Source organism: Ignavibacteria bacterium, from assembly GCA_017302895.1.
GTDB lineage: Bacteria > Bacteroidota > Ignavibacteria > Ignavibacteriales > Ignavibacteriaceae > UTCHB3.
The window spans coordinates 43,330-67,697 of the sequence record JAFLBV010000004.1; the positions used below are offsets into that span (position 1 = coordinate 43,330).

The following is a 24,368-nucleotide window of genomic DNA, read 5'->3' on the forward strand; positions in this document are numbered from 1 at the left end:
ATTTTGCGTTAAACCGCATTTTAATCATTTTTATATTCAATCGTACTACGGGATCTATGCGAATAAGAATATCGGTTCATTTTGAGCCCAAAAAATTGTCTGTAAATTATAATTACGGAATCTCAACGGCCATCAGGCGGTTGCTGAGGATAGGTACGCCCAAATTTGCCGAATTTTTGAAGGATAACGACTACAAAATCGATCCAAAGAAATTTGATCTATTTACTTTCTCTCTACGGTTCGAGAAAATGAAGATGTCGGGTCCGATGATACAGTTGCTTTCGCCAAAAGCCTTCATTCATGTCTCATTCCCGATTCTTCACGAATTCCTCGATTTCGACCAGCTCGACCAGTCGGTTAAACACGATTTGAAAATCAAAATCGCGGGTGAGGATGTGGAAGTGAGGGGAGCAAAACTCGATTTTATTCCTGAATCCTCCTTCTCTTCCGAGATGAGGTTCATTTTTCTTTCCCCCCTGGTTCAATCAACATTCAGATTTATTAATCAGAAGGAAAGAATTTATTTCCTGAGACCTGAGGACAAGCACGAACTTGATGCCCTGCTCAGGGATAATCTTATCGACAAATACAAGGCTATCTCGAAAAACTACGGTTATCAGGCAGGACCTCTCCACATTTTTTGGGATCAGGAATACGCCAGCAAGCATGAGCGGATAACCAAAAAGATTTCTGTTGAGAATCCCAAGGCAAAACCGATGGATTTGATCGGTATCCTCTCACCTTGCACCATTATTGGTGATCCGAATCTAATTAAGACCGGATTCATTGCAGGGTTTGGTGAAAAAACATACCTCGGGATGGGTATGGCAGAACACCTCTACGAGACTTCCTACTCCGATTCTATCTGATACAACTCGCCAAGGGTCTTCCCTTGTGCCTGATCAAAAAGAAGCTCAATAGCCACCTGTTTGTATATACCGGACAGTTTGATGTGGAGCTTCTTTTTATTTGTCAGGACTGCTGAAATGTCACCCCAAAGCTCCTTGTAGAATTTGGTACCACGCTTGTCAGAATCGGCTTTTTTATAGTCTGCAAGCACTTCCTCTTCAAGTTTGTTACCGTTTTTTATTTCGATAAACCGTGGGTCTGCATCTTTTTCACCATCCAGAATGAGCGCTCCGTAGCTGTTTTCACCCGGATATTCACCACTGTTTGTCTCGCCTCTTAGAATAACTATTGTAACTTCATCTTTAGCAAGTGTTTTTAGATATTCTTTCCATTCAAATGAAAATTTGAGATAAGACTTTGCAAATACTGAATCTGATGCGAGTCGCGATGCAGTCGAAGTGACAGCGTTATAAACCGTTTCCAGGTTTTCATTCCACGCTGCAAGATCCTTTTTCGGCAGGAGTTTTAGATTGCCGTAGTATTCAGCGTGACGAAGCCAAAAAACATAGTCGCTCTCCTCCTCGGTAATATACTTTCCATCAAGCTGTTTTTTTGAAAACCAGTACTTTCCCGGATTCAACATTGAGAGTATAAGGTAATTATTAAAAGCCAAATGGCGGATTTCATCATTTGATGCCATTTTATTCATAAAGATTGAATTGTAGAGACCAAACGCCTCCTCCGCATCTTTCTCAACTAACTGAATGTCGGGTATCGGAAGTGCCGGGTAAAGTATCTGCCGGATGTCCAGACATCTGCCGAATATCTCAGCCAGCATTATCGATGCCTCTTCAAATCGATCCTGCTTAAAAAACACCTTAGCGAGATGGAGGGCTGATTTGTTGATGTCAGGATGCAAACTGTCGAGCAACTCCTTGCGACCGTTATATACTTCAATTCCGAGCTCCTCAGCCTTAATCAGATCACCCTGTTTCAACTTGAGGGCTGCATAATCTCCGAGGAAATCGAAGAAAACCAGACTCTTTTTCGTATATCTTGGTTCAATAATGCTTAGTGCATTAAACAAAAGGGAATCTGCGATTCTGAGTTCCCCCTTTTGTATATAAAGGTTGGCAAGCTGTCTGAGAGCACCGAGAAAAAGGGGATGGATTGTACCAATCTTGTATGTAAGAATCGAAAGTCCCAGCTTGTAAAGTGAGTCAGCGGTATGAAAATCACCCGTAAGTTGATAGACATCGGCAAGATAAACCTGATTCACCGCATATTGCGCATTGTCTTTCCCGAGGGTTTTCTCTCTAATCTTGAGCGCTGCACCGAGGTAGTTTAATGCCTTGCCGATATCCTCAAGGTAGTAGCTGATCCTGCCAAGATTTGCGAGATTCGATGCATAAATTTCACTGTTCTCCCCGACGATTCCCTTGTCAATGTTTGCTGCAAGCTGATAATATTCGAACGCCTTCACATAATCTTTTCTGGTTTTATAGAGATCTGCAAGATTAATCAGGGTAGTTGAATATGAAAAGTTGGAAGTCCCAACAGCTTTTTCTTTTATTTTCAGGGTTTTCTGAAATGTCCGCTCCGCATCAAGGTAACGCAGCCTCTTTTGATAGACCATTGCCAGATTGTTCAACGCCTTGGCGTATGATGTGTCGCTGTTCCCGAATTCCTTTTCAGCCTGCACCGCTGCCTGTTCAGCAAACACAAGGGCTATGCCATAATTCCCCTGAGAGAAGAAATTTTGCACTTTGGTTGCGAGTTCTTTGTAGGTCTGTGAATATACTGAGAATGTAAAAAGAAGAAAAAACAGGAATATTGATCGTCTCATTGGTACCATTATTTACAAAAAATAAAAAAAACTGACCCTAAATTTAATATTTATGCGTCAACCGTTGCACCTCTTATTTTTCCTTCATTTGGAATGATCCGTCCCAATCAGAAGGGACTTCATTTTCAGTAAAGTACTTTATTCTTTTTAGAAACTCTTTTGATGCAGCATCACCGGGTTTCAAATCAATACACTCTGTAAACAAAGCAGCCGCACTTTCAAACCGTTGCGCAAAGTAGTTCCCAAGTGCCTCCTCAAATTTCAGGAAATAAACTCTCTCTTTTTCGTAAACTTCATCTGAAATTACTTCAAAAACCTTCACGGCTTTGTTTTTCCCTTTCACTTTTATGAAATCGAGAGCCCGGGTTTTTATTCCCGAGTTTTTAATCTGATCATAAACCGTCTCCGAGATCATAATATTGCAACCGTAAACTTTTCCGGCACCTTCCAGTCTTGATGCAAGGTTCACTGTATCCCCGACGACTGTATAGTCAAAAACCTGCTGAGAACCCATGTTCCCGAGAATCACACCACCTGTGTTAATCCCGATTCTCATCCTTATTTCAGGGTGTCCTTTCTCCTTCCAAAGTCTGTTCAGTTCATCACATCGTTTTTGCATCTGCAGAGCGGAAGTAACAGCAGCCAGAGCGTGCCCTTCAAATGCAAGTGGAGCACCAAATTCCGCCATTATCGCATCACCAATATACTTGTCTATGATCCCTCCATTGGTTGTCACAATCGAGGTCATTTCTGTAAAATACTCGTTGAGTAGCTTTACAAGTTCCTGTGGTTTGATAGTCTCGGAGATTGTTGTGAATCCTGCAATATCAGAGAAGAGCACCGTCAGTTCCCTCTCCTCTCCGCCAAGGGCAAGACTCTCCCTGTTTTCGATCAACCTGTCAACCACAGTTGGCGAAAGATACCGGGAAAATGCCGATTTGATGAATGACTGCTCTTTTGCAGATGTGTATTGAATTGTCAGCAACAAAGTCAGATAACCCAGCACGGTGAATGCCTGAAATGTTACAACCGGGAAGAGTATCCGCTCGACTATCATCAAATAGGCAAAAGGCAGGGAAAGAAGTAATACTGCGATAAAAAAGAAGTGGAGGAATATGCCGTTTTTGAATGTACTCATCACTGTCATCAAAACAGTAACACTTGTTATCACAAGAAGGAATGTAAAAATTCCAAAGGAACTGAAAAAACTGTCAGTCATAAGTGCGTTCATCATCGCCGCATGTATCACCACCAGAGGTGCAGCAATATCGAGAGTTGTGGGTCCCGTATCCGAAATTCCAGTGGATACATCTCCCACAAAAACGACATTTCCTTCAAAAAATGCAGTAAGTTCATCCGTCAACTCGGGATTCTCTGCTCTATCGGTGAAATTTTTTATCTCCATCTTTCTTTTATCATCCTGCCACTTCAACGGGTAGGGAATAAAAGTCTGACCATGTTCATCGATCGGAATAACCACATCCTTTTCAAGTTTGCTCTCCTTTAATGCCGGAATGGTAATGCTCTCCCCCCATTTCACATAAATGCTGTCAGGAGCTATATCATACATTCTAAGAAACATCGCCAGGGTTGAAGTGGGAATATAACCGCTGTCAACTTTAATGAGCATGGGATAAAATCTGTATACCCCATCCGATTCCGAAACTGCAGTGATATGACCGGAAGTGCTGGTTACTCCTGCGAAAATATCCGCCTGATAAAGGCCTCTTCCTGCTATAAACGGCTGCCCCTCCCCTGATTCCCTGGGATGAATCAAAAACTCCTTCACAAGCCGGTTATAGTAAACTCCTTCTTTGTCCAAACCTCCTTTATTCTCGAACGATACAGAAAGTCCCGCAGGAAGACAGATATTACCCGCACTTCTTAGTGATTCAGCAAAAATGGAATCGGCAACCGGAGATGAAGGTCTTGCAAACAGAATATCGAACATTACAGCTTCGGGTGAGTACGCTGACAAATCATCAATCGCCTTCGCCAGAAATTTTCTGTCAAGCTGATTGGATTTCAACCAGTCATATGTCTGATCATTTATGGTCAGAAATACCACCCTGTTGCTCGCAGCAGGCGTTGCACCATTCTTATAAGCGAACGAGTAGATCACATCGGTTGCTTTATGATCATAGGAATTCCCGCTCACATTAAACAACAGTTGAGTAATAATCTGAAGAAGTATGACAATCAATCCTGCAGTTAAAATGGTTTTTATCGAATATCTGCTTCTGAATCGCAACTTGACGCCTTTCAAATGTGCTGAAGTAACTTCTCAAACATGCGTAATTATTGCGAATTTATCAAGTTTTACATAAATATTTTTTTGTTTTGTCATTTTGTCTGTCATTTTGTCGCAGTATGTCATTTTTTTCATACAGTAATTGTCATTTTGTCTGTCATTTTGTCATAACAATTTAGTCTGCCAAACTCAAAACAGTGAAATTCGATCGATTTTCAGTTTGGCACGCTATTTGTATAATAATAGCCAAAGAGTTCAACAATCATTCAGAAATTAAACAAAGGAGCAAAAACAATGAGAACTTTAGTTTATAATCCGGTAAAAGAAATGTTAAGAATGAGCAACGAGATTGCTGATTCACTGGAAAGGGAATTCAAGTCGTCTTTTTCGATGCCGGCTGTATTCAGTCCCAGAGCAGACATAATTGAGAAAGATGGTGTTGTTACCATTCACCTTGAATTACCCGGATTGAAAAAAGAGGATATTAAGCTTTCGGTTGTAGAGAATACCATTACTGTCGAGGGTGAGAAAACCCTTACTGCAGATGAAAATACACGCTACTATATCAGCGAAAGAATTGCAGGATCGTTCAAACGCAGTTTCAAAATGCCATTCGAAGTCGACAGAAACAGCATTGAAGCTTCCTTCAAAGATGGTATTCTTTCTATCTCTCTCAAAAAAGCAGAGAAAGAACCTGACACTAACAAAAGCATTGAAATAAAATAAAGAGAAAGGAGAATTGTCATGTCAAACGAAATTAAAAAGACAGAAAACAACGAGGCAATGGTAAGCCTGACAGAGGATACCTGGAAAGAAGCATTCGATAAAGAAAACTGGGTACTCCCCGAGGTCAATCTCCTCGAAGATGATGAAGCTTTCTATGTATATGCTTCGATGCCCGGTGTAAAGAAAGATGATGTCCGCATCAAACTTGAAAACGGAAATCTTGTTCTGATGGGAAGAATCGACAGAAGCAAACAGGAAGGCAAGAAAATATTGCTGAAGGAAATCAACACCGGCAACTTCTACCGCAAGTTCAAGGTAGCTGACTCAATAGATACAGAAAGTGTTGATGCTTCATACCAGGACGGTCAACTGGTTCTCCGCCTCGCAAAACACGAGAGAATAAAACCAAAAACCATCGAAATAAAATAAAAACCTCGGTGTTTCAGAACTGCAGAACCCCGGAAAGTCAATCTTCCCGGGGTTCCTGTTTTAAACACGCCTCAATCAAGCCTGCGTAACGAATCCACCAGCTCTTTATACTTGAGAAGTTTCTTTTGTGATTTGTCGCTCATTTTGGCAATTCTCACTGAGGTTTTAAGCAACTTCTCCATCGACTCAGTCAATTTCATATACTCGATCATGAGTAACCTTGGGTCTTGCTGACCTCTGTTAGGTAATTCCTTTGCGTTTGCCACAACTGCAAAAAATTCAGCAAATATTTCTTCTGTATCGTCAAGTTCTGTTTTGTCTGTGTTCATGCCTGCCTCAATAGGATATAATATTGAATGGAAAAGTAACATCTTCTTTTATCTCTTCACCCATCTCCATGATATCTTCATCATCCGCTTTGTGATACCAGTTCAATTCGACACTCCCGCCACTTTTGTGATAGTTATCCAGTTTGTCAATCATATCGGAGAGGTATTTTATCGAACTCGAATTAAGATAATCTATCTTAATGTTGAGGGTCAAATCACCGGTAACTTCGAGAAAATAATGCTGTATCCAGTCGATAACAGGCTTAAAAAATTCTGTGGTATTCTCCGGATATGACGAACCTGCCAGTTCAAGTATGCCGGTGGAACAATCGAAATTGACACCAAAGGTGTTTTGAGTCTTTGGTATTGTTAAATTATTCATGATGAGCTTTTCTCCATACTGTAATGGTTAAATTTAAAAACAGTGAGCCGTCAATTGTTTTTAAGGAACAGACGACAGGATTCTTCGTTTTTCTTATAATCTCTATAAAACCAATCCCTCCCCCTTTGGAGTCCTCAGGAGACTGCTCTTTAAGCTTTTGCTTATAGAGAACTTTTAGTTCTTCCGGGTTTAAGCGATTGTATGATTCAAGTTTTTTCGAAATTTTATCTGCCTGCTCACGGGTCACAGCATTTTCGGAGGAGACAGTTATTTTTTCAGCATTGCCGTGAAGTGAAAATTTCCCGATCCCGGCTGCAAGACTCTTTTCACCCGCATCCCGGACGACAGAATAAAAACCAATGTTTTGCAATAATTCATTGGAGCAAAACAATACTGTCTTGAACTCCTGTGGAGTCATTATTTTTTCATACATACCCGACAGATATCCTGTAAATTTCACAAGAAACTCGTTGTTGCAGACACCTTCGTAATCATATGAGAATTCCGGAGTACCGGTTTCCTCTATCACTTCCAGTTCAGGCAAATCCATTATTTCCTCAGTTGTTAAGTATGCCGATTACTGTAATATCATCCCTCTGCGATTCATTTCCACGATGCATGTTAAATTCATTTTCAAGACGCTCCAACTGGTTGGATGCACTGCTGCCCTGCAACTCAATTAATAATTCCCGGAACCTTTTTGTACCGAATTTAGTATTTTCACTGTCATTCTGATCAATAATGCCATCAGTAAAGATATAAAACGCCTTAATATCTCTGAGGCTTAAGGTGTGAGTTGTATATGTAATAACTTTCCGGTTGTCACCGATTGACTTTCTGTCACCCTTTATCTCATTAAAACCGTCTTGGTTAAAATAAAACAAAGGTCTGTTGGCAGCGGAGTACTTCAATGTCTGTGCTTCTGTGTTGACAACACAGAGAGCAATATCCATACCATCCAGTGTTTCAGTGTTCGACTCTTTATTCAGCTCGGTAATTATTCCGTAGTCAAGCGCCTGAAGAATTTCACCGGGCTCAATAATATGTTTAGTGTAAACTATCTCGTTAAGAAGGGTATTCCCAATTAATGACATAAATGCTCCCGGGACTCCGTGCCCCGTGCAGTCAACCGCAGCTAAAATCTGATTTTTGCCGACCTCCCCAAACCAGTAAAAATCTCCGCTGACAATATCCTTGGGATTGTAGAAGAGAAAACTTTCAGGGAACATGCTCGAGAATCTAACATTGTCCGGTAGAATGGCCGTTTGAATCCTCTTGGCATAATTGATGCTGTCGGTGATGTATTTATTTCGTTCCGACAGAGCTTCATTTTGACGCTCAAGGTTAGCCCTGGCTTTCAAGAGTTCCAGATGATTCTTTACGCGAGCTAAAACAATCGGCGGGCTGATCGGCTTGGGAATAAAATCGACAGCCCCGAGTTCAAGCCCGAGTGTTTCATCTTCAACGGATGATTTACCTGTGATAAAAATTACGGGAATGTTTTTTGTTTCAGGATTTGCTTTCAATTGCCTGCAAACCTCAAATCCATCCATGCCCGGCATCATAATGTCTAACAAAACAAGGTCAGGTTTGTTCTTACCGTTTGCTATTTTCAGAGCGAGTTCACCGTTGATTGCAGCACTTTTCTTAAAATCCTTTAGAACAGAGCCCAAAACATCAAGGTTTTCAGGGGCATCGTCCACGATCAGGATTTTGTAATCGTAAATTGTATTCATATAAAGGGATTATATTTAGTTATGGTGTGTGTTTTTTCCTGACAGCAACCGGCTTTTCTGCCTGAAAGCTTAGACATTAGAATCTTTTTGTTGGAATCAAATAAAATTCGGTGTATCATATTTTGTTAATTATGGAAATTAATTTAACAATTCCTAAACTTGAATTCAAATTCAAAGTATGTTTTTTGCTGAAATATTTGCCAAAAGTTCAAGCGCCTCATCAAACTCATAATCTTTTAACGATACTGAAACCTTGTTTAAATCTTCCTTAAACACTGAGATACCTGAAAGACTTAAAATTTCTTCGAGTTTGTTGGATGCGGCAAAGTCGTTATCCTCGACTAATTGTATTAATTCGGATATTAAAGATTTAAATTTCTCTTTATCCAACTGACCCTCATCTGCAACAATCAGCTCATTCTCAGCGGGTTTTGATAACTCTTTCCACAGCCTTATTTCTTCAATTATCAATGATAATTCATCACCGAACTCTGATAAAAGAACATCAGTATCAACTTCGAGTGACTTCTTTAACTCAGCTTCCACAAATGCTGCGGCTCTATTCAGTTTATTCGCACCGAGATTTCCCGCAACTCCTTTTACAGTATGAGCAATACGGACCGCCTTCTCCTGATCATTTTGACTTATTGCCTCTTTTATTTCGTTTACCAAGTCCTGATTTTTGGAATAGAATTTATCAATCAGACTTAGATACAATTTCTGATTCCCACCCACACGGCGCAATCCATCAATCACATCAATATTTGAAAAAGACGGTAATTCAACTGGATTTGAGCGGTCTACTGTCACAACCCTTGCTTCAACAACCTCCCTTTCACCCGGTTTAATCCATTTGACGAGTGCTCCGAATACTTCATCAGGATCTATTGGTTTGGTAACAAAGTCCTGCATTCCTGCCGAGAAGCATTTTTCTTTTATTCCTATCATTGCATCGGCTGTCATGGCAACTATTGGAAGATCATCATATTCTTTCATTTCCCGGATGGATCTGGTGGCAGTATAACCATCCATAACCGGCATCTGTAAATCCATAAGAACTATATCATACCCGGAAGGGGTTCCTGAGACTTTAACCTTTTCAAATGACTCTCTACCATTGTTGGCTATTTCAACAATAAATCCGGCACCTTCAAGTAATTCGGAGGCAACCTGCTGATTTATTTCATTATCTTCAGTAAGAAGGATTCTCGCTCCTTTAATTTTCTCCAGTTCCTTTACATGCTTCATACCTTTACCTGTACCGGCATGCTTGGTCCTGGCTTCTTTACCGAATACCTCCATGATAGTGTCAAACAGGGCTGAATAAGAGACGGGTTTGGTAAGGAAGGCTTTTATCCCAATTTCCTTCGCTTTTTCTGCAATCTCCTCGCGACCGAAAGCGGTTACCATAATAATGGTAGGAACATTGTTCTTTTTATGTTGTGCGATTATTTTTGATGTTTCCAACCCGTCCATCTTTGGCATTTTCCAGTCCATCAGTACAAGTTCGAATGGATGTTCGATTTCCTGATCAATTAATTCAATCGCATGTTGTCCGGAATCAACCAAGGTCACTTTGAATGAAAATGCTTCAAGGGCTTCTCGGAGGATATTTCTTGCAGTTTCATTGTCGTCACAGACCAACACTTTAAGACCGCGCAGATCAATTGCCGGGATATATTCATCACGCTTTTGCTCTTCCTGTACCTGAAGAACAGCATTAAAGTAGAATGTACTGCCTTTGCCATACTCGCTTTCCACCCAGGTAGTACCGTCCATCAGTTCGGCAAGTTTTTTACAGATTGCCAATCCCAAACCTGTACCGCCATATTTACGGGTTGTTGAACTGTCCGCTTGACTGAACGACTGAAACATTTTGCCGAGTTGTTCGGAAGAGAGACCGATACCTGTATCGCTGACAGCAAACCGCAATTTTATGTTTTTCCCCTCTCTTTTCTCAACATCAACTGTCACCACAATATCACCGGACTCGGTAAATTTCACTGAATTGCTGCAAAAATTGGTGACGATTTGACTTACTCTGAGAGGATCACCGATAAGATTAAGTGGAACATCATTGGCAATTCGTATGGCAAACTCCAAACCTTTTTCCTGTGCTTTTTCAGATACGAGGTTGGAGACTGTTTCCAGCACATGCTCAAGGTCAAATTCAGTTTTTTCGATGGTAAGTCTTCCGGCTTCAATTTTGGAAAAGTCCAAAATATCATTTATGATGCCAAGCAAAGCTATGGCCGACCGCTCGATTTTTAATAAATAATCGAGTTGTTTATTGTCCAGACTGGTTTTAAGCGCGAGATGAGAAAGCCCGATAATCGCGTTCATAGGTGTGCGAATTTCATGTGACATGGTCGCAAGAAACTGACTTTTCGCAACAGTTGCCGCTTCGGCCTCTTCCTTCGCCATAGCCAGTTGTGTTTGAATCTCTTTCAAATCATTGACATCAATCAAGGAGATGAGGAAAGAACTTTTTCCAAGATAGAAAATCGGGTAAAGTGAGAGCAAACACCATCTGTTTTCACCGGTCCCAATCCGTCTTAAAAGTATCTCGTAATTCTCTACTCTGCCCTTTTCCTTGAGTTTTTGAAAAATTATGGGACGCTGAGCTTCAACATCAGAATAGATATCTACTGATTTTTTGAATTTAAGCTCTTCGGTCGACATCAGGTTAAATTCAGCCATGGCATTATTTACTTTAATTATCTCACCCGTTGCAGGATCAGTAACAGCCATCGGTACAGGCGAAGATTCGACAATTGCGTCCGCTGATTCCTTCGCCATCGACAATTCATTTTCAATCTTTTTAATATCTGTGATGTCCCAAATAAGCCCGGTGGATATCGCAGGTTCACCATTCTCATTGTAAGAGAATTTCCCGATTGACATGATATACCTGACCTCTTGATCCGGTTTTACAATTCTAAAATTAGTTCGATAGTCACTAATTTGATTTTTGATGGTTTGTTCCATAACGGATGCAATACCGGGAATGTCGTCAGGATGCACAAAGGTAAACCACTGCCCCATGGAGCCATCAAGCTCAACATCATCCAAACCGTATAATTTGATCGTGTTTTTGTCAGCTTCGAGTCTGTTTTCAGCAGGATAATATTTCCATGTGCCCATCTTGGCTGCTTCGAGAGCAAGGTTTAAATTTGCCCGGGCTTCAAGAATTTGATTTTCGGCAAGCTTCCGCTCTGTAATATCGGGTGCAAAAGCAATGACTATCCCCTGTCCTTCAAACTCAAGGTAGCGGACATTAACTTCCACAGGTATTCTGAAATCGTCCTTTGTCCATATACCGGATTCAAAGGAGACTACTTCTCCGGTTTTTAATTTTTCCACAAGACCGGTCCATTTTTCCATGGAGAAACTTTTATCGATTTCAGGAATTGTTAATGAAGCTATCTCTTCTTTTGAATAGCCTGTTTTCAACAGAATGGTTTTATTCACATCTATGAGACGGGCACTAACGGGGTCTATCCAAAATATTCCTATAGCTGCATTATCAACACTGTATTGAATTATCCGAAGTCTGTTTTCAATTGCCTTTCTTTCAGTTATATCAGTGAAGGCTATTACAGAACCAATAATCTCGTCCCCGTTCATGATGGGTGTCGCCGAGTATTCCACAGGGAACGAACTGCCGTCTTTTCTCCATAAGACTTCATTATCCACGATACTTGTTTTCCCCTCCGACAACGCGTGATACATCGGGCAGGTATCTAACGGATACTCACTCCCGTCCGCATGATGATGATGGAAAACCGGATGCGATTTCTGTCCGATAAGCTCATCAGGAGCAAAGCCCAGCATTGTTTCCATCGAGTGATTTACGAAGGTTATATAACCGTCCCTGTCGGTTCCAAAAATACCGTTGGTCACAGATTGTAAAATATTTCTGCTTTTTTCCTCCGCTGCTTTAACTGCTTCTTCAATCAATTTTTGTTGGGTAATATCAAAACGGATTGACAGGTATTCAACAGGAGTTCCGTCATCGCCCATGACAGGGGCAATCACTGAATCAACCCAAAAGAATGAACCGTCTTTTGCTTTGTTCCGAACCTGTCCACGCCAGACATTTCCGTTTTGTATTGTCTCCCACATTTCCGCAAAGAATTCTTTCGAATGATAACCTGAGTTAAGAACTCGATGATTCATGCCTATGACCTCTTCTTCAGAGTATTTGGAGACAAGACAAAACTGGTCATTAACTTTTGTAATATTTCCTTTGATATCCGAGTGGGAAACGATAGCTGACAAATTTAAGGCGAGATTTTGGGAAGCCAGTCTTGAATTGAGGGAGCTCATCTTCTGCAAAGTTTCTTCGAGTGATTTTGTTTTCTCTTCAACTTTGCTTTCAAGGTTTTTATTTAATTCCTGGATTTGAAATTCGGCGTTTTTCCTGGCGGTTATATCGGAGTTAGTCCCTACAACTCTTGTTGCTTTTCCATCCTCATCAGTTTCGACAACGATGCCTCGGGCAAGTACCCAGAAAGTTTCTCCATTCTTTTTAATTCCGAGAAATTCAGTTTCATATGATGAATTATTCGCAAGCGCCTCATAAACAGCCTTTGACGAGTCCTCCACTGTAGATGGATGATTCATTGAAAGCCATTTTTCAACTGAAGGAGTAAATTCACCCGGACTGTAACCAAAGATCTCAAAAAATCTGTCACTAAAGTATAGCTCACCCGATTTAATAAACCAGTCAAAGATACCATCATTGGTTGCCTGAAAAGCAAACTTGAATCTGTGGGTCAATTCCTTTAATTCTGTCTCCCTTTTTTCTATCTCGGAGGACATAAGGTTAAAAGACTCAGTCAGAACGCCTATTTCATCATTTGAGGTTACTTCAATTTGCTCCCGCTTTCCACCCCCAGCAATAAGATTTACTTTATCAGTCAGTGTTCTTATCGGTTTTGCAATTCTATCTGAAAGCCAGAACAACAAAAGGAACATTATCAATATCGTGGATGCTGAAATCAGCATCGAAATGTAAGTTCCCGTCTTCACATGTGCCAACAGTTCCTGTTCATCAACTGATATACTTACACTCCACCCGGTCTGTTTAATCGGATGGTAATATCCGAGTAAATTTTCACCGGGTTTATCATTATTCCGAAGAACCGCCTTCCCCGTTAAACCTCTAATCATCGACTTGCCCTCGGCATGCTGATCTTCCGGGTTGATACTGCTCCCGCTAATGGTAAGAATGTTATCCTTCATGATGCGTTTTTTTGAAGGATGGTAAATAAAAGTACCATCTCCGGAGACGACAATAAAATTAACGGATTTGTAAAATGAGGTGTCAAGGATGGACTTGAAGCCTGTTAGATCAATTCTGGCACTCGCCACACCAATGAATTTGCCATCTCTAATAATGGGAGCCGAAAAACGGGAAGCCAGTATTTTTGTTTCCCGGTCTACAAACGGCTTCTCCCAAAAGGATTGATTATATTTCTTTACATTTTGGTACCAGGTCTCGGAAGTATCTGTATAATCAATGAGATTAGACAAATCTGATTTGAAAGGTTTTCCGTCTATTTTTGAAACGGATAACAGGCGATGTTTCCCCTTGGAATACTCCGGCTCAAATGCGAAGCGTGAGCCCAACAATAATTTACTTTTCTCAAGGTTTTTTGTTAAGTAGTTGAATGCCTCTTCATCCGTTACAAAGTCAGACATTGAAACGAAATCTGCCCCGTCTTTAACGATCATCTCAATACTCAGCAAATGAGTGTTTATCTTCTCCGCAAATTGTGCGGAATAAACCGCCATAAACTTGTCAGAGTTGAGCACCTCATTCTCTACAGTCACCCTGTTGGTTATAAATCCACTTATTATTGACAAGATAATTACAGGTATGAGGATTAAGAGCAGGATTTTCGTTTTAATTCGTGATTTCATAAATCAACTTGGATTTACATATTAAAAAATACATATTGTTTACAAAAATATAAAAAAATACTCTGACAAAATGCCAGAGTATTTAATTATATTTAATCAATTTCATCATTTTGAGCAAATGATGAAGGTTGTTATACGAAAGTTACTTCAACAGCAACATCTTCCTGCTGATTACACCGAAACCGGTGGAAAGCCTGTATATATAGACTCCACCCGGCAGGTCTGTCGCATCAAATCTGTAGTTGTAAGTCCCTCCATCCATTTCGCCATTAACAAGCGAAGCGACCTTTTCACCAAGCACTGAATATACATCAAGTGTTACTGTACTTTTTGAAGGAAGGCTGAACTTTATAACAGTTCCCGGATTGAAAGGATTTGGATAATTTTGTGCCAGACCATATTCAGCAGGCATACCGCCTGATTCGGGCTCAATTCCCACAGGGATATACCTGGCGTATTGCAGATCATCAAAATACAAAGTACCAATGATCTTGCTTCCCGGTGTTCTTGTAATCTGATAACTGTCGAAACTGAGAGGTGCCTCAAGCTGACCGTTGCCGATCCAGCTTCCGACAGTATCCCTTCCAAGATCCCACCTTACAAGTTTCCATCCGAACCAGTCAACAGTAATCCATTTCCCGACTTCGTGTCCACCCGTTCCGGCGTCATTCACACAGAATCTGAATTTGTTTCCACTTCCGTCTCCGAAAAGATAAGTCTCGAGGTAATAATCATTTACACCAAAAGTCGGCGAAGTGGCTCCAAAATATTCTCTTATCAACCACTCATTTGCATTCACATCCCAGCCGTAGGTAAGTTTCATCGATTTCGCACTGGATGAACCGTGATTAATTATCACTCCATCAGAATAGATGTTAGTGGTATCAGTAAGGATACCGGTGGTTGTGCCTGACTGTTGTGGTACCCACCAGTTTGCTATGCCGGATTCAAAAGCATCAATGGCTGTAACTGTCGGAGGAGCATAATTTCCACGGGTAAAAAAGAATTCGTGAGCCTGCGTTGTTGGATTTCCGCTCATGTCCTCAACACCGGCTTCAATTCTCAGTTTAACCTGCTGATTCACCACAAGATCTTCCCTGGTGAAAATGTTTATTGCAGAGACATCACTTCCGGGATAATACCTAGTGTAGGTCTGTACATTTGCACTCGTCGTAGTGTTTACGAACGAAATCTTTCCGCTGAGAGAAGAGGTTTTTAGCGGTTCGTTAAAAGATATATTTATTACAGGTCTCAACTCTTTTACTTCAGTGCTTGCAGCAGGATAGTGATTAAGAATCACAGGTGGAATCTGATCAAGCACCCTTGTCTTGAATGTCAAAACATACGAATCGCCGCCTGTACCGTTTCCATCACCGTCGAGAGGATGGTTATACTTGTCCTTCGCAGTTGGTTGAATCGTCATGGTATATTGGGTATTGTAAGCCATGCCGGTAGTGGTGATGCTTATCGTTCTGTCGGAATTACTCCATGTATTCGTCGTTCCGGCAACGGGTGGATTGAAGGAAATGGCGGCATTCACAGAAGCAACATCCATTGGTCTGCTGAAGGTAATCTGAATGTTTTTCAGTCCCGGATAGATGGAATCTCCCTGTGCAGGTATGTTTTCTGCAATATATGGAGGAGTAATGTTGCCCAGTTGTACATCTTTGAATGTAAAGAAAGTATCGGACATAGCGACAGTTCCAACATAGGTTTCGTATCCGGGAGCGCTTACAGTTATCTGCTGGTTCCCGCCCGGAACTCTTTCGAAATAGTAAAATCCATTCCGCAGAAGGGTGGAATCTGTCGTGTATTTATAGAAAAGCGACTGATAACTGTCGGTTTTGTAGGTTCTGCCATCAACGGTTACAGTAGCACCATTAATCGGCAGGCCGCTCTCCTGATCCAAAATTTTCCCTGCCACAATGCCGGGATAGGGACGGTTTGCACCTTTGAATTTGATTATCGACCACCAGAATGTCTTTGCCTCAAGCCTCTTCCATTCATAATTCATATTGAGCGTGTTTTGCATAGGATTTGTATGGAATCCCGCTTCACTCAATTCGGAAGGCATGTTGGTCAATCTGTTTACGGAGAGATATGGACCACCGCTGGTACAGCCATAGAATGAGCAGTCACCGATAGATCCTCTGCTGGTGCCAGTCCTCATTCCCTTGGTCAAATTTCCAATCATAATGTCACTCATCGCCTTGCCACCGTTGGGGATCTTCTCCAAACCACTGGCATACTGTCCCCACAACAACAAAGTTGTGTTACTGCTTGCAGCACCCGCATCACTGTGGATTGAGTGGAACCATGCAGCCCCGATTGAGTTGGCATAATCAGACCTTTGCGACAAACCAACGAGTTGAAGGCTGTCCGTTCTGGTCATGTAAACTGTATCAATATCGGTAGAATCCAAAAGGAAAGCCCTTAAATGCTTTGCAACATAGAGATTTTTCATCGCTTCAGGATAGTTGTATATCCCCATGTTTTCCTGCTGACTGTGTCCGGGATCGAGAACAATGTTCCAACCGGAAAGTCCCGTGATCTGTGACCATGCCATGGAGGACAATAAAATTGTAAAAATTAAAATCGTCTTTTTCATTTGTATGCCTCCACTTCCATTTTATAGATCGCTCCGTCAGTGGCATTGTCGAAATAAATTGATTTGCCATCGGAACTGAACGAAGGATTCATCTCAATTTTATCGGTGGAGTTTGTGATCATCTTTTTACCTGAACCGTCAGCCTTTACGATATACAATTCCGAGCCCGTTATAAAGTGTCCGTCATCTTCGGATAACATAAAAGAAATGTATCTTGAATCGGGTGACCATGAAGCTCGGTAGCCCCTTCCAAGATCAATAAGTCCTGAACCATCTGAATTAATCAGATAAAGATTCCCGCCAAGAATTTCAAATGCAATCCTGCTGCCGTCAGGTGAAAGTGTTGCATTAATGCACCTTTGACCTTTTACCGGTTCAATAACTCTTTTTGCGGAACCAGCCGAAACAACTGATATTTTATCATTCTCAATAAATGCGGCAATTCCTTTTGGTGCTGAAAGAGAAGAGCTTTTCGCTACAGGATTGTAACTTTTCAAGGTGCCATTTTCCACAAAACAGATTTCCCCGCCGGTGGAAACAGAGGGCATTACCGTCATCCTTCCTGAAAATTCGCTCAATTGGAGTGTATTTTCGCCCTTCAGACTGTAGATCACCACGCTGTTTTCGCGGCGTATGTCAATAAATCTGGCACTGCGGGCTACAATTCCTGTATTATCATTTAGCCACCGGAAACCGAATCCGGAAGCATTGTCAGTCGTTAATTCTTTAATTTCCCTGTTGCCGTTCATCAGAAAAATCCCGTTGTAACCTTCCTGCGTAAATGCAAGGGTTTTACCATCGGGTGATTCCTGAGGAGCAACAAGAATTTTGTTCGCCATAGATACAACTTTCTCAGTTTTCTGGGCTTCTGTCACTGAAACCGCACAAAACAAAAGAAGCATAACTGTAATTGATCTCACTATATGTTTCCTTTAATTAAAAGATTTTTTTTACTCATGTAAAATAGATAAAACAGAGGGAACAGTCAGGTCATGAAATTATGACAGGGCATAAAAAAACCCCGGCAATGGGGGGTAGCCGGGGATCGTCATTAAGGTTGACTTGTCAGGGGAAGAACAAGTCAACAAACTTTTGAAAAATATTATTCAAATATAAGCATTTATTAAAAAAAAGCTACCCGTCTTTCTTATATTTTTGTAATATTGATTATTTTTTTACTCAAAAACTCCGGATGATTATGAAGCAAATTACAGTTCTGGGGGCCGGTATGGTCGGCCGCGCAATTGCCCGCGACCTCGCAAAATCATATACGGTCACCTCTGTCGATCTCGATGAAGGCAATCTCTTTCTTCTCGCTCAATATGGAATAAATACCATTGCTGCTGACCTTTCAGATGCGAAAAACCTTTGTGCTCTGATCAAAAATGCAGACATTGTTGTCGGTGCCGTCCCCGGCTTTATGGGTTATAAAACTGTGGAAACCGTGATAAATGAGGGGAAAAATATCGTCGACATCTCCTTTTTTCCTGAGAATTATTCACCATTGGATAAACTCGCCAAAGATAAAGGAGTAACCGCTATCGTCGATTTTGGAGTGGCACCGGGACTCAGCAATCTATGGTTCGGAAACCAGTATGCCAAAGGAGGAGTGAAATTCCTCGAGTGCATGGTTGGAGGTTTACCGGCAGAAAGGAAATATCCATTTCAGTACAAAGCACCATTTTCACCCGTGGATGTGCTTGAAGAGTATACCCGTCCCGCCCGTGTGAAGGAAGGCGGCAGAATTGTAACCCGTGAAGCTCTTTCCGGAAGTGAAATGGTGGATTTTGACGGTGTTGGTACTCTCGAAGCGTTCTATACCGACGGACTTAGATCAATTCTCGAGACAATTCCGGTTGATGACATGCGTGAAATGACACTCCGTTACCCGGGACATATCGACCTGATAAAAGCTCTTCGACATGTCGGTTTTCTCTCCGAGGATGAAATTGAATTTCACGGTAAGATGGTGAAACCAAGGGATTTTACTTCGAAATTACTTTTCAAGGACTGGAAACTTGGTGCGGCAGAGCATGAATTTACGGTGATGCGGCTTCGGTCCCAAAGAACCATTGCGGGTGAGGAAATTGAGATTGTACAGACACTTCTTGACAGGTATGACCCCGAAACGGGAGTTTCATCAATGTCTCGAACCACTGGATACACATGTACCGCCGGTGCAGGATTGCTCCTGAATGGACTCTTCACCGAAAAAGGTTGTTTCCCACCCGAAATCATCGGCATGAAAGATACCTGCTTCGACTATGTCCTGAACCACCTGAAGGAAAGGAACATCACCTTCTCTTAGCGGATTCTATTATTTCGGGGCGGTATTCAAAGTGCATCGTATCAAAATGGTACCACCTGCCGCCCCATATCCATCCGTGCTTTTCAAAAATTTCAACAATCTCCATCGGGATGTTATTTCTGAACTTCAGAAGCCCGTCTTTCTCTTTTTTATAACCCCGCCAATAGTGACTCTGATTCACATTGATGTCAATTGCGATGGCAAAACTGTGGGCACTCAGATTATCAGTTCCGGCAATGTTTCTCCACATGAAAGTACCGGCAGGATTGTCGAGATACTTCATAAATTTTTTAGGCAGCTTGTCCAGTTCATCAGAAATTTTTTGAAGTGATGCAGCAGCGCCGTTCATCTTGTTGACCTGAAAAGACTTGTTAACATTTTTCCTGAGCCATTTCACGGTAACGAGATTTTTACCGACTTTACTTTGATTGGCACCATAGACTTTCTTTAAAAATTCGGTGTTCCTGAATCTACCCGGGTCCTCATTTTTACCGGGTGCCTTAATTTCTTTCAAATATGGATATTCGGGTGACAGCATCATGAATGGATCAGAGGTGGCGAGCAGTTTTTCAAATTCCTTGTCGCTTATTTTCTTGAGGTCGATCTCTTTTTTAGATGTGGTTTTTAACGGCATCTTCGTACCGTCTTTCCAATAGATGGTATTCGCGGAGACTGAATCGATAAATTCAGGATAGGCAATCACAAAAGGGTGTGGTTTCTTTCCTCCGGTCTCAACTTCTGATTTTGAAGAAGCATGTTTTGTTTCGGTCTTCACTTCCGACTGACAACACAGGGACAAAAACCCGAATACGACTAACCACTTAAACAAATTACTGTTTCTTCTTTGCTGAAATAATCGTTGAAACAAATTTTTCACCTGTATTTTGGCTGTTAAATTCATGATTGCCTGATATTGTTATTATAATTTCCTGTTTTGGCAGATATGCGCAAAAAGAGTTCATCCCCGGATTTTTTCCGTAACAGTATAAATACTCATTTCCGGCAATCTTTCCTTTGTAAAATCCAAAAATGTAGTTTCTTGAATCCAGCGATTTATTCAGCCCGACATCGAGCAATATCCCTGAATAATAGCCGTTTTTGAAGAAAAGACGGCATAGCCACTGATGAAGTTGTCCGGCTCTGAAATACAATCCACCCGATCCCTTCCTGTTGTCGAGAATCCTTGTTGCACCGGCCGAGACTATTTGATATTTCTTTCCGGTTGAAGCATAAGCAAGAGCCACCTGTTTGGCAGAATCTTTCAATTCATTTTTAGAATAGACAGGTGCACGATCGGGAATAAAAGAAATTGAATCCCGAAGATATCGCTCAAAAGAAATACCCGAGACATCCTCAATTATTGAAGAAAGGATAATATAATTGATGTTTGAGTATTCAAAATTGCTTCCCGGAGTGAATTTTAATTTCACGGAGTTGGTCGAGTATAATCCAAAAATCTCACGATTGTTTGGTCCCGCCGCACCCTTAAAATACTTTTCTGCGAGACTAAAATAATCGGGTATTCCACTGGTGTGATTCAAAAGGTGCTTTATTTGAACATTGTTGTACGGCAGTCTTGACTTCAAATGCTTTGTGAGGGGATCGGTATATTTCAGTTTCCCTTTTTTGGCGAGGTCATACACACCAATTGCTGTGAATATTTTTGTCAGGGAAGCGATTTGGAAAAAGGTTGAATCACTGTTCCTGATCCCCTCTCCAAAGTTTGAGTAACCATAGGAACGGCTGAAAACCTTCCCGTCTTTCGAAGTGACTGTAACCACACCTGAAAATGAAGCTGAATCCACCAGTTTCGAGAGAGCTTCAACAAGCGCTGAATCAAATTGCTCCGATGATTTGGGTTCTCCGGTTGATGAGAGTATGCTGTCAGGCTTTGAACCGGCATCAGGAATTTGTTGCTGATCCTTGCTTTCAGAACAACCGCAAATCGATAACATTATTACCAGTGAAAGTAGCAGAATTCTTACCGGACTGCACTTCGGTAACTTCTTATGTCCTCTAACGAACATAAGTGTTGCTGCCCTTTATATTGTTGATGTCATATTTCGGTGTATGAAGAACGAGAAAATTGACATTCTTCTTTTCAAGGGGGGTAAGCATCTGATCCACATTATCATATCTTGGTGTGTACCATGGCTGTGAGTTGAAATGATCTTTCAACTCCCAGCTCAATTTAAATTTGTAACCGTATCGTGCATACACTTCATTTCTCATTAATATCACTTCCCAAACATGCTTCCCTCTGATATCATCAAATGTCAATTCTCTTAAACTTACTTCAGGGTATTTACCGGGCAGAGTACCGGTATAAGTATCCCCGTCTCCATTCTTCTTGTCCGTTTTTTCAACATAGACTGTTTCGGGTGTCTGAGTTCCTGATTTACTGCCTGGTGTATCCCCGGCTGACTGATTTTCCGTGCCCGGTTTATTTTGATTGGGTGAGTTGCTCAACACGATTATGAGCACTGTTGCTGTCAACACAACTATGATTGCGATGAGAATACCCATCATCTGCATCTGGTTGTTTTTTTTCTTTCGAACCGGTGTTTGACCTGATTGTGACATATCTCCTCAAAATTATTTTTGATCTTCCCGTTATATAAAAAACCACATCCTTAAAATAGAAAAAAAATATCCAATTCCGAAAAATCAGAATATCTTTCTTAAAATTCAGTGTAAACGGGATCAAATCGTCACCGGACTACCGGGTTACTTCAGCAATATCTCCTTAAACTCATCATATTCAGTTCCCATTAAAACACTTTCTTTCGTCTTTTTCAGACAGACTTCAAGTCTTTCGGGAATATCAAAATTGATACCGGTTGCACTACTGACATCGCCATAAAATTTTGCAGGGTGAGCAGTGGACATCACAACAAAATTATCTTTGGGTAATTTAACTCCCAGATCTCTTGCATAAAGCAACCCCACGCTGGTATGGGGGTCTGCCAGATACCCGCACTCGTTCCAGGTTGCCCCGATCATGGAGAATGTCTCATCATTTGAATAACTCTTTGCGGAAATGTCTCTTCGCATTGCAGTCAGATCACCGTGGTAAAGCGAAGTTATTCTTTCAAGATTGCTGGGGTTTCCCACATCCATGGCATTCGACAGGGTCTGAATTGTCGGCTGTGGAACAAACTCTCCCGTCTCAAGATACTTTGCAAAAACATCATTGTTGTTCAGGGCAGCGTAAAATTTCTTCACGGGCAGACCGGCGAATTTCGTCATCAGACCGGCGGTGATGTTACCAAGATTCCCGCTCGGCACAACAAAATTAATGTTATCAAGTTTTTCAAACAAATTGAGATATGTATAAATATAGTAAACAGCCTGAGGCAACAATCTTGCAATACTGATGGAGTTTGCAGATGACAGATTTACCCTGCTCCTCAACTCCTCATCAGCAAATGCCTGTTTTACCAGTCGTTGGCAGTCATCAAAATTTCCCTGAACTTCCAAAGCGGTAACATTCTTCCCGAGAGTAGTGAGTTGCTGTTCCTGAGACCAACTTACCTTTCCCGAAGGATACAAAAGCACCACATCAACACAGTCCATTCCAAGAAAACCATTGGCAACTGCACTTCCGGTATCACCCGAAGTGGCGACAAGAATCTTGCATCTTTTCCCCTCTTCGTGAAGGAAATACGACATCACATTTGCAAGGAATCTCGCACCAAAATCCTTAAAAGCGAGTGTGGGTCCATGGAACAGTTCCGCAGCCCAAATTCTGTCGCTGACATGTTTTATTTCAATATCGAAATTGAATGTCCGCTCAACAATACGCGTAAACTCCCTCTCCCCTATCCCTGTAACAAACGGATTCAGGAAATGGTGAGCAAGTTCCGTCAGCGAAAGTTCTTTTAATTCGTCCGGTTCTTCAAGAAGATGCGGAATACTCTCAGGGAGGAAAAGCCCGCCGTCCGGAGCCATCCCAAGATAGAGTGCATCCCTGAATTTATATTGAGTTTGCGGATTTCGGGTACTGATATATCTCATCGAACCTCCAAAACTTTGACGCCATTGTTATTTACTTTTGAGATGAAAATATCCACCTCAATTTTAAGTTTTTCATAATAATCTGTGATCACCGGCCTTAATTTTTCAGCCTTGATCTCATCATCAAAAAATGCAAACGAAGTGGGACCTGATCCCGAAATATTGAAGGCACACGCACCATTTGCCAAAATTTCCCGCTTCAAGTCATGATAACCGGGTATCATCCCCGCTCTGTACGGTTCAGCAATAAAATCCTTCGAAGCCGCAGATATAAGTCCATAATCACTTTTTAATAGCCCTGTAACAAGCATCATAGCCGCAGATGTCTGCTTAATCGCATTTTTTGCCGGCATCATTTCAGGAAGAATCGACCTTGCATGACTGGTTTTAATCTCAACATGCGGATGGATCAGCAATACCACAAGCCCGGCAGGAGGGTCAATTTTAATAAATTCAAATTTCTCCGTATCGGTAATTAAAATGAATCCACCTGTGATGCACGGAATTATATTGTCACCATGTCGCGTCCCCGAAGCAACCATTTCACCATCAAGAGCATATTTTATCAGTTTTTCAGCAGGAAGTGGTGTCTCCAGCAACGCATTTGCAGCAGCAACTCCCGCGGCAGCACTCGCGGCACTCGATCCCATCCCGCTTCCGATTGGCATGTTCTTAAATAGAGTGATGTCCACTCCTTCACCGGGTGCATTTTCAGCAAGAAAACTTTTTATCGCCATACCAGCGGTATTTTCTTCAAGTACCATACTAAGGCTGGCGTTTCCAACTATGGAAATTATCCGGGAGACATCTTTTCCGTTCGGTTTCACTTCAACTTCATCTCCAATTCCAAAAACAGGAAATCCTATCAGGTCGAATCCGGGACCTACATTTGACACAGTTGCTGGTGCAAATGCCCTCGCAAATTTCCTGACCAGCCTAAGAGAAGTCGAATCTGTCAT

At 41.5% G+C, this 24,368-nt stretch carries 18 protein-coding genes; 4 read left to right on the plus strand and 14 right to left on the minus strand.

The window, feature by feature from the left end:
- Window positions 1-56: 56 nt before the first annotated feature.
- A complete protein-coding gene (cas6, locus tag J0L60_14470) occupies window positions 57-869 on the plus strand; it encodes a CRISPR-associated endoribonuclease Cas6 (protein MBN8547334.1) in 813 nt (270 codons plus the stop codon).
- Here the strand turns inward: cas6 and J0L60_14475 are convergent.
- Both J0L60_14475 and J0L60_14480 read right to left on the minus strand, forming a co-directional pair.
- Window positions 851-2,695, minus strand: a complete 1,845-nt coding sequence (locus tag J0L60_14475) for a tetratricopeptide repeat protein (GenBank protein MBN8547335.1) — start codon at window positions 2,693-2,695, stop codon at window positions 851-853. The genes cas6 and J0L60_14475 overlap by 19 nt on opposite strands.
- Window positions 2,696-2,768: 73 nt before the next feature.
- Window positions 2,769-4,946 (minus strand): adenylate/guanylate cyclase domain-containing protein, encoded by a 2,178-nt coding sequence (locus J0L60_14480; GenBank protein ID MBN8547336.1) that lies wholly within the window; start codon window positions 4,944-4,946, stop codon window positions 2,769-2,771.
- 294 nt (window positions 4,947-5,240) lie between these two features.
- On the opposite strand from J0L60_14480, the gene J0L60_14485 reads away from it, so the two are divergent.
- Window positions 5,241-5,672: an Hsp20/alpha crystallin family protein gene (locus tag J0L60_14485; protein MBN8547337.1), complete on the plus strand. Its 432-nt coding sequence runs from the start codon at window positions 5,241-5,243 to the stop codon at window positions 5,670-5,672.
- A gap of 18 nt (window positions 5,673-5,690) precedes the next feature.
- Window positions 5,691-6,101, plus strand: coding sequence for an Hsp20/alpha crystallin family protein (locus J0L60_14490; protein ID MBN8547338.1), 411 nt, complete (start codon window positions 5,691-5,693; stop codon window positions 6,099-6,101).
- A 71-nt stretch (window positions 6,102-6,172) separates the two neighbouring features.
- Here J0L60_14490 and J0L60_14495 read toward each other — a convergent pair whose 3' ends face one another.
- From J0L60_14495 to J0L60_14525, 7 genes are all read right to left on the minus strand, one after another.
- Entirely contained in the window at window positions 6,173-6,430 is a 258-nt protein-coding gene (locus J0L60_14495) for a hypothetical protein (protein ID MBN8547339.1), read from the minus strand.
- A gap of 7 nt (window positions 6,431-6,437) precedes the next feature.
- Window positions 6,438-6,812: a DUF1987 domain-containing protein gene (locus J0L60_14500; protein MBN8547340.1), complete on the minus strand. Its 375-nt coding sequence runs from the start codon at window positions 6,810-6,812 to the stop codon at window positions 6,438-6,440.
- A complete protein-coding gene (locus J0L60_14505; GenBank protein MBN8547341.1) occupies window positions 6,805-7,362 on the minus strand; it encodes a SiaB family protein kinase in 558 nt (185 codons plus the stop codon). The genes J0L60_14500 and J0L60_14505 overlap by 8 nt, the downstream gene beginning before the upstream one ends.
- A gap of 7 nt (window positions 7,363-7,369) precedes the next feature.
- On the minus strand, window positions 7,370-8,548 hold the full coding sequence (locus J0L60_14510; GenBank protein ID MBN8547342.1) for a response regulator: 1,179 nt from the start codon (window positions 8,546-8,548) through the stop codon (window positions 7,370-7,372).
- Window positions 8,549-8,719: 171 nt separating this feature from the next.
- The gene (locus J0L60_14515) at window positions 8,720-14,476 is read right to left on the minus strand and encodes a PAS domain S-box protein (protein ID MBN8547343.1); all 5,757 of its coding nucleotides are present in this window, start codon (window positions 14,474-14,476) and stop codon (window positions 8,720-8,722) included.
- 142 nt (window positions 14,477-14,618) lie between these two features.
- The gene (locus tag J0L60_14520) at window positions 14,619-17,084 is read right to left on the minus strand and encodes an Ig-like domain-containing protein (GenBank protein ID MBN8547344.1); all 2,466 of its coding nucleotides are present in this window, start codon (window positions 17,082-17,084) and stop codon (window positions 14,619-14,621) included.
- Entirely contained in the window at window positions 17,081-18,004 is a 924-nt protein-coding gene (locus J0L60_14525) for a PD40 domain-containing protein (GenBank protein ID MBN8547345.1), read from the minus strand. Before J0L60_14525 ends, J0L60_14520 begins: the two co-directional genes overlap by 4 nt.
- A gap of 278 nt (window positions 18,005-18,282) precedes the next feature.
- Between J0L60_14525 and J0L60_14530 the strand changes: the two genes are divergently transcribed.
- Window positions 18,283-19,392, plus strand: coding sequence for a saccharopine dehydrogenase NADP-binding domain-containing protein (locus J0L60_14530; GenBank protein MBN8547346.1), 1,110 nt, complete (start codon window positions 18,283-18,285; stop codon window positions 19,390-19,392).
- On the opposite strand, the gene J0L60_14535 is transcribed toward J0L60_14530, so the two are convergent.
- The 5 genes from J0L60_14535 to J0L60_14555 all read right to left on the minus strand — a co-directional run bounded on the left by J0L60_14535 (window position 19,379) and on the right by J0L60_14555 (window position 24,368).
- Window positions 19,379-20,221 carry a M15 family metallopeptidase gene (locus J0L60_14535; GenBank protein MBN8547347.1) on the minus strand — a complete coding sequence of 281 codons (843 nt, stop codon included), beginning with the start codon at window positions 20,219-20,221 and terminating at the stop codon, window positions 19,379-19,381. The genes J0L60_14530 and J0L60_14535 overlap by 14 nt on opposite strands.
- A gap of 1 nt (window position 20,222) precedes the next feature.
- The gene (locus J0L60_14540; GenBank protein ID MBN8547348.1) at window positions 20,223-21,419 is read right to left on the minus strand and encodes a beta-lactamase family protein; all 1,197 of its coding nucleotides are present in this window, start codon (window positions 21,417-21,419) and stop codon (window positions 20,223-20,225) included.
- Window positions 21,409-21,975, minus strand: coding sequence for a YARHG domain-containing protein (locus J0L60_14545; GenBank protein MBN8547349.1), 567 nt, complete (start codon window positions 21,973-21,975; stop codon window positions 21,409-21,411). Before J0L60_14545 ends, J0L60_14540 begins: the two co-directional genes overlap by 11 nt.
- A 144-nt stretch (window positions 21,976-22,119) precedes the next feature.
- Window positions 22,120-23,409: a threonine synthase gene (gene thrC / locus J0L60_14550; GenBank protein ID MBN8547350.1), complete on the minus strand. Its 1,290-nt coding sequence runs from the start codon at window positions 23,407-23,409 to the stop codon at window positions 22,120-22,122.
- Window positions 23,406-24,368, minus strand: a complete 963-nt coding sequence (locus J0L60_14555; protein ID MBN8547351.1) for a homoserine kinase — start codon at window positions 24,366-24,368, stop codon at window positions 23,406-23,408. Before J0L60_14555 ends, thrC begins: the two co-directional genes overlap by 4 nt.

Bases quoted from the DNA above. Each gene is read 5' to 3' on its own strand.
- J0L60_14510 (MBN8547342.1), bottom strand. From the start codon at position 8,548: ATGAATACAATTTACGATTACAAAATCCTGATCGTGGACGATGCCCCT.
- J0L60_14545 (MBN8547349.1), bottom strand. From the start codon at position 21,975: ATGTCACAATCAGGTCAAACACCGGTTCGAAAGAAAAAAAACAACCAG.
- cas6 (MBN8547334.1), top strand. From the start codon at position 57: ATGCGAATAAGAATATCGGTTCATTTTGAGCCCAAAAAATTGTCTGTA.
- J0L60_14495 (MBN8547339.1), bottom strand. From the start codon at position 6,430: ATGAACACAGACAAAACAGAACTTGACGATACAGAAGAAATATTTGCT.
- J0L60_14500 (MBN8547340.1), bottom strand. From the start codon at position 6,812: ATGAATAATTTAACAATACCAAAGACTCAAAACACCTTTGGTGTCAAT.
- J0L60_14490 (MBN8547338.1), top strand. From the start codon at position 5,691: ATGTCAAACGAAATTAAAAAGACAGAAAACAACGAGGCAATGGTAAGC.
- thrC (MBN8547350.1), bottom strand. From the start codon at position 23,409: ATGAGATATATCAGTACCCGAAATCCGCAAACTCAATATAAATTCAGG.
- J0L60_14485 (MBN8547337.1), top strand. From the start codon at position 5,241: ATGAGAACTTTAGTTTATAATCCGGTAAAAGAAATGTTAAGAATGAGC.
- J0L60_14505 (MBN8547341.1), bottom strand. From the start codon at position 7,362: ATGGATTTGCCTGAACTGGAAGTGATAGAGGAAACCGGTACTCCGGAA.
- J0L60_14530 (MBN8547346.1), top strand. From the start codon at position 18,283: ATGAAGCAAATTACAGTTCTGGGGGCCGGTATGGTCGGCCGCGCAATT.
- J0L60_14520 (MBN8547344.1), bottom strand. From the start codon at position 17,084: ATGAAAAAGACGATTTTAATTTTTACAATTTTATTGTCCTCCATGGCA.
- J0L60_14475 (MBN8547335.1), bottom strand. From the start codon at position 2,695: ATGAGACGATCAATATTCCTGTTTTTTCTTCTTTTTACATTCTCAGTA.
- J0L60_14540 (MBN8547348.1), bottom strand. From the start codon at position 21,419: ATGTTCGTTAGAGGACATAAGAAGTTACCGAAGTGCAGTCCGGTAAGA.
- J0L60_14515 (MBN8547343.1), bottom strand. From the start codon at position 14,476: ATGAAATCACGAATTAAAACGAAAATCCTGCTCTTAATCCTCATACCT.
- J0L60_14555 (MBN8547351.1), bottom strand. From the start codon at position 24,368: ATGACAGATTCGACTTCTCTTAGGCTGGTCAGGAAATTTGCGAGGGCA.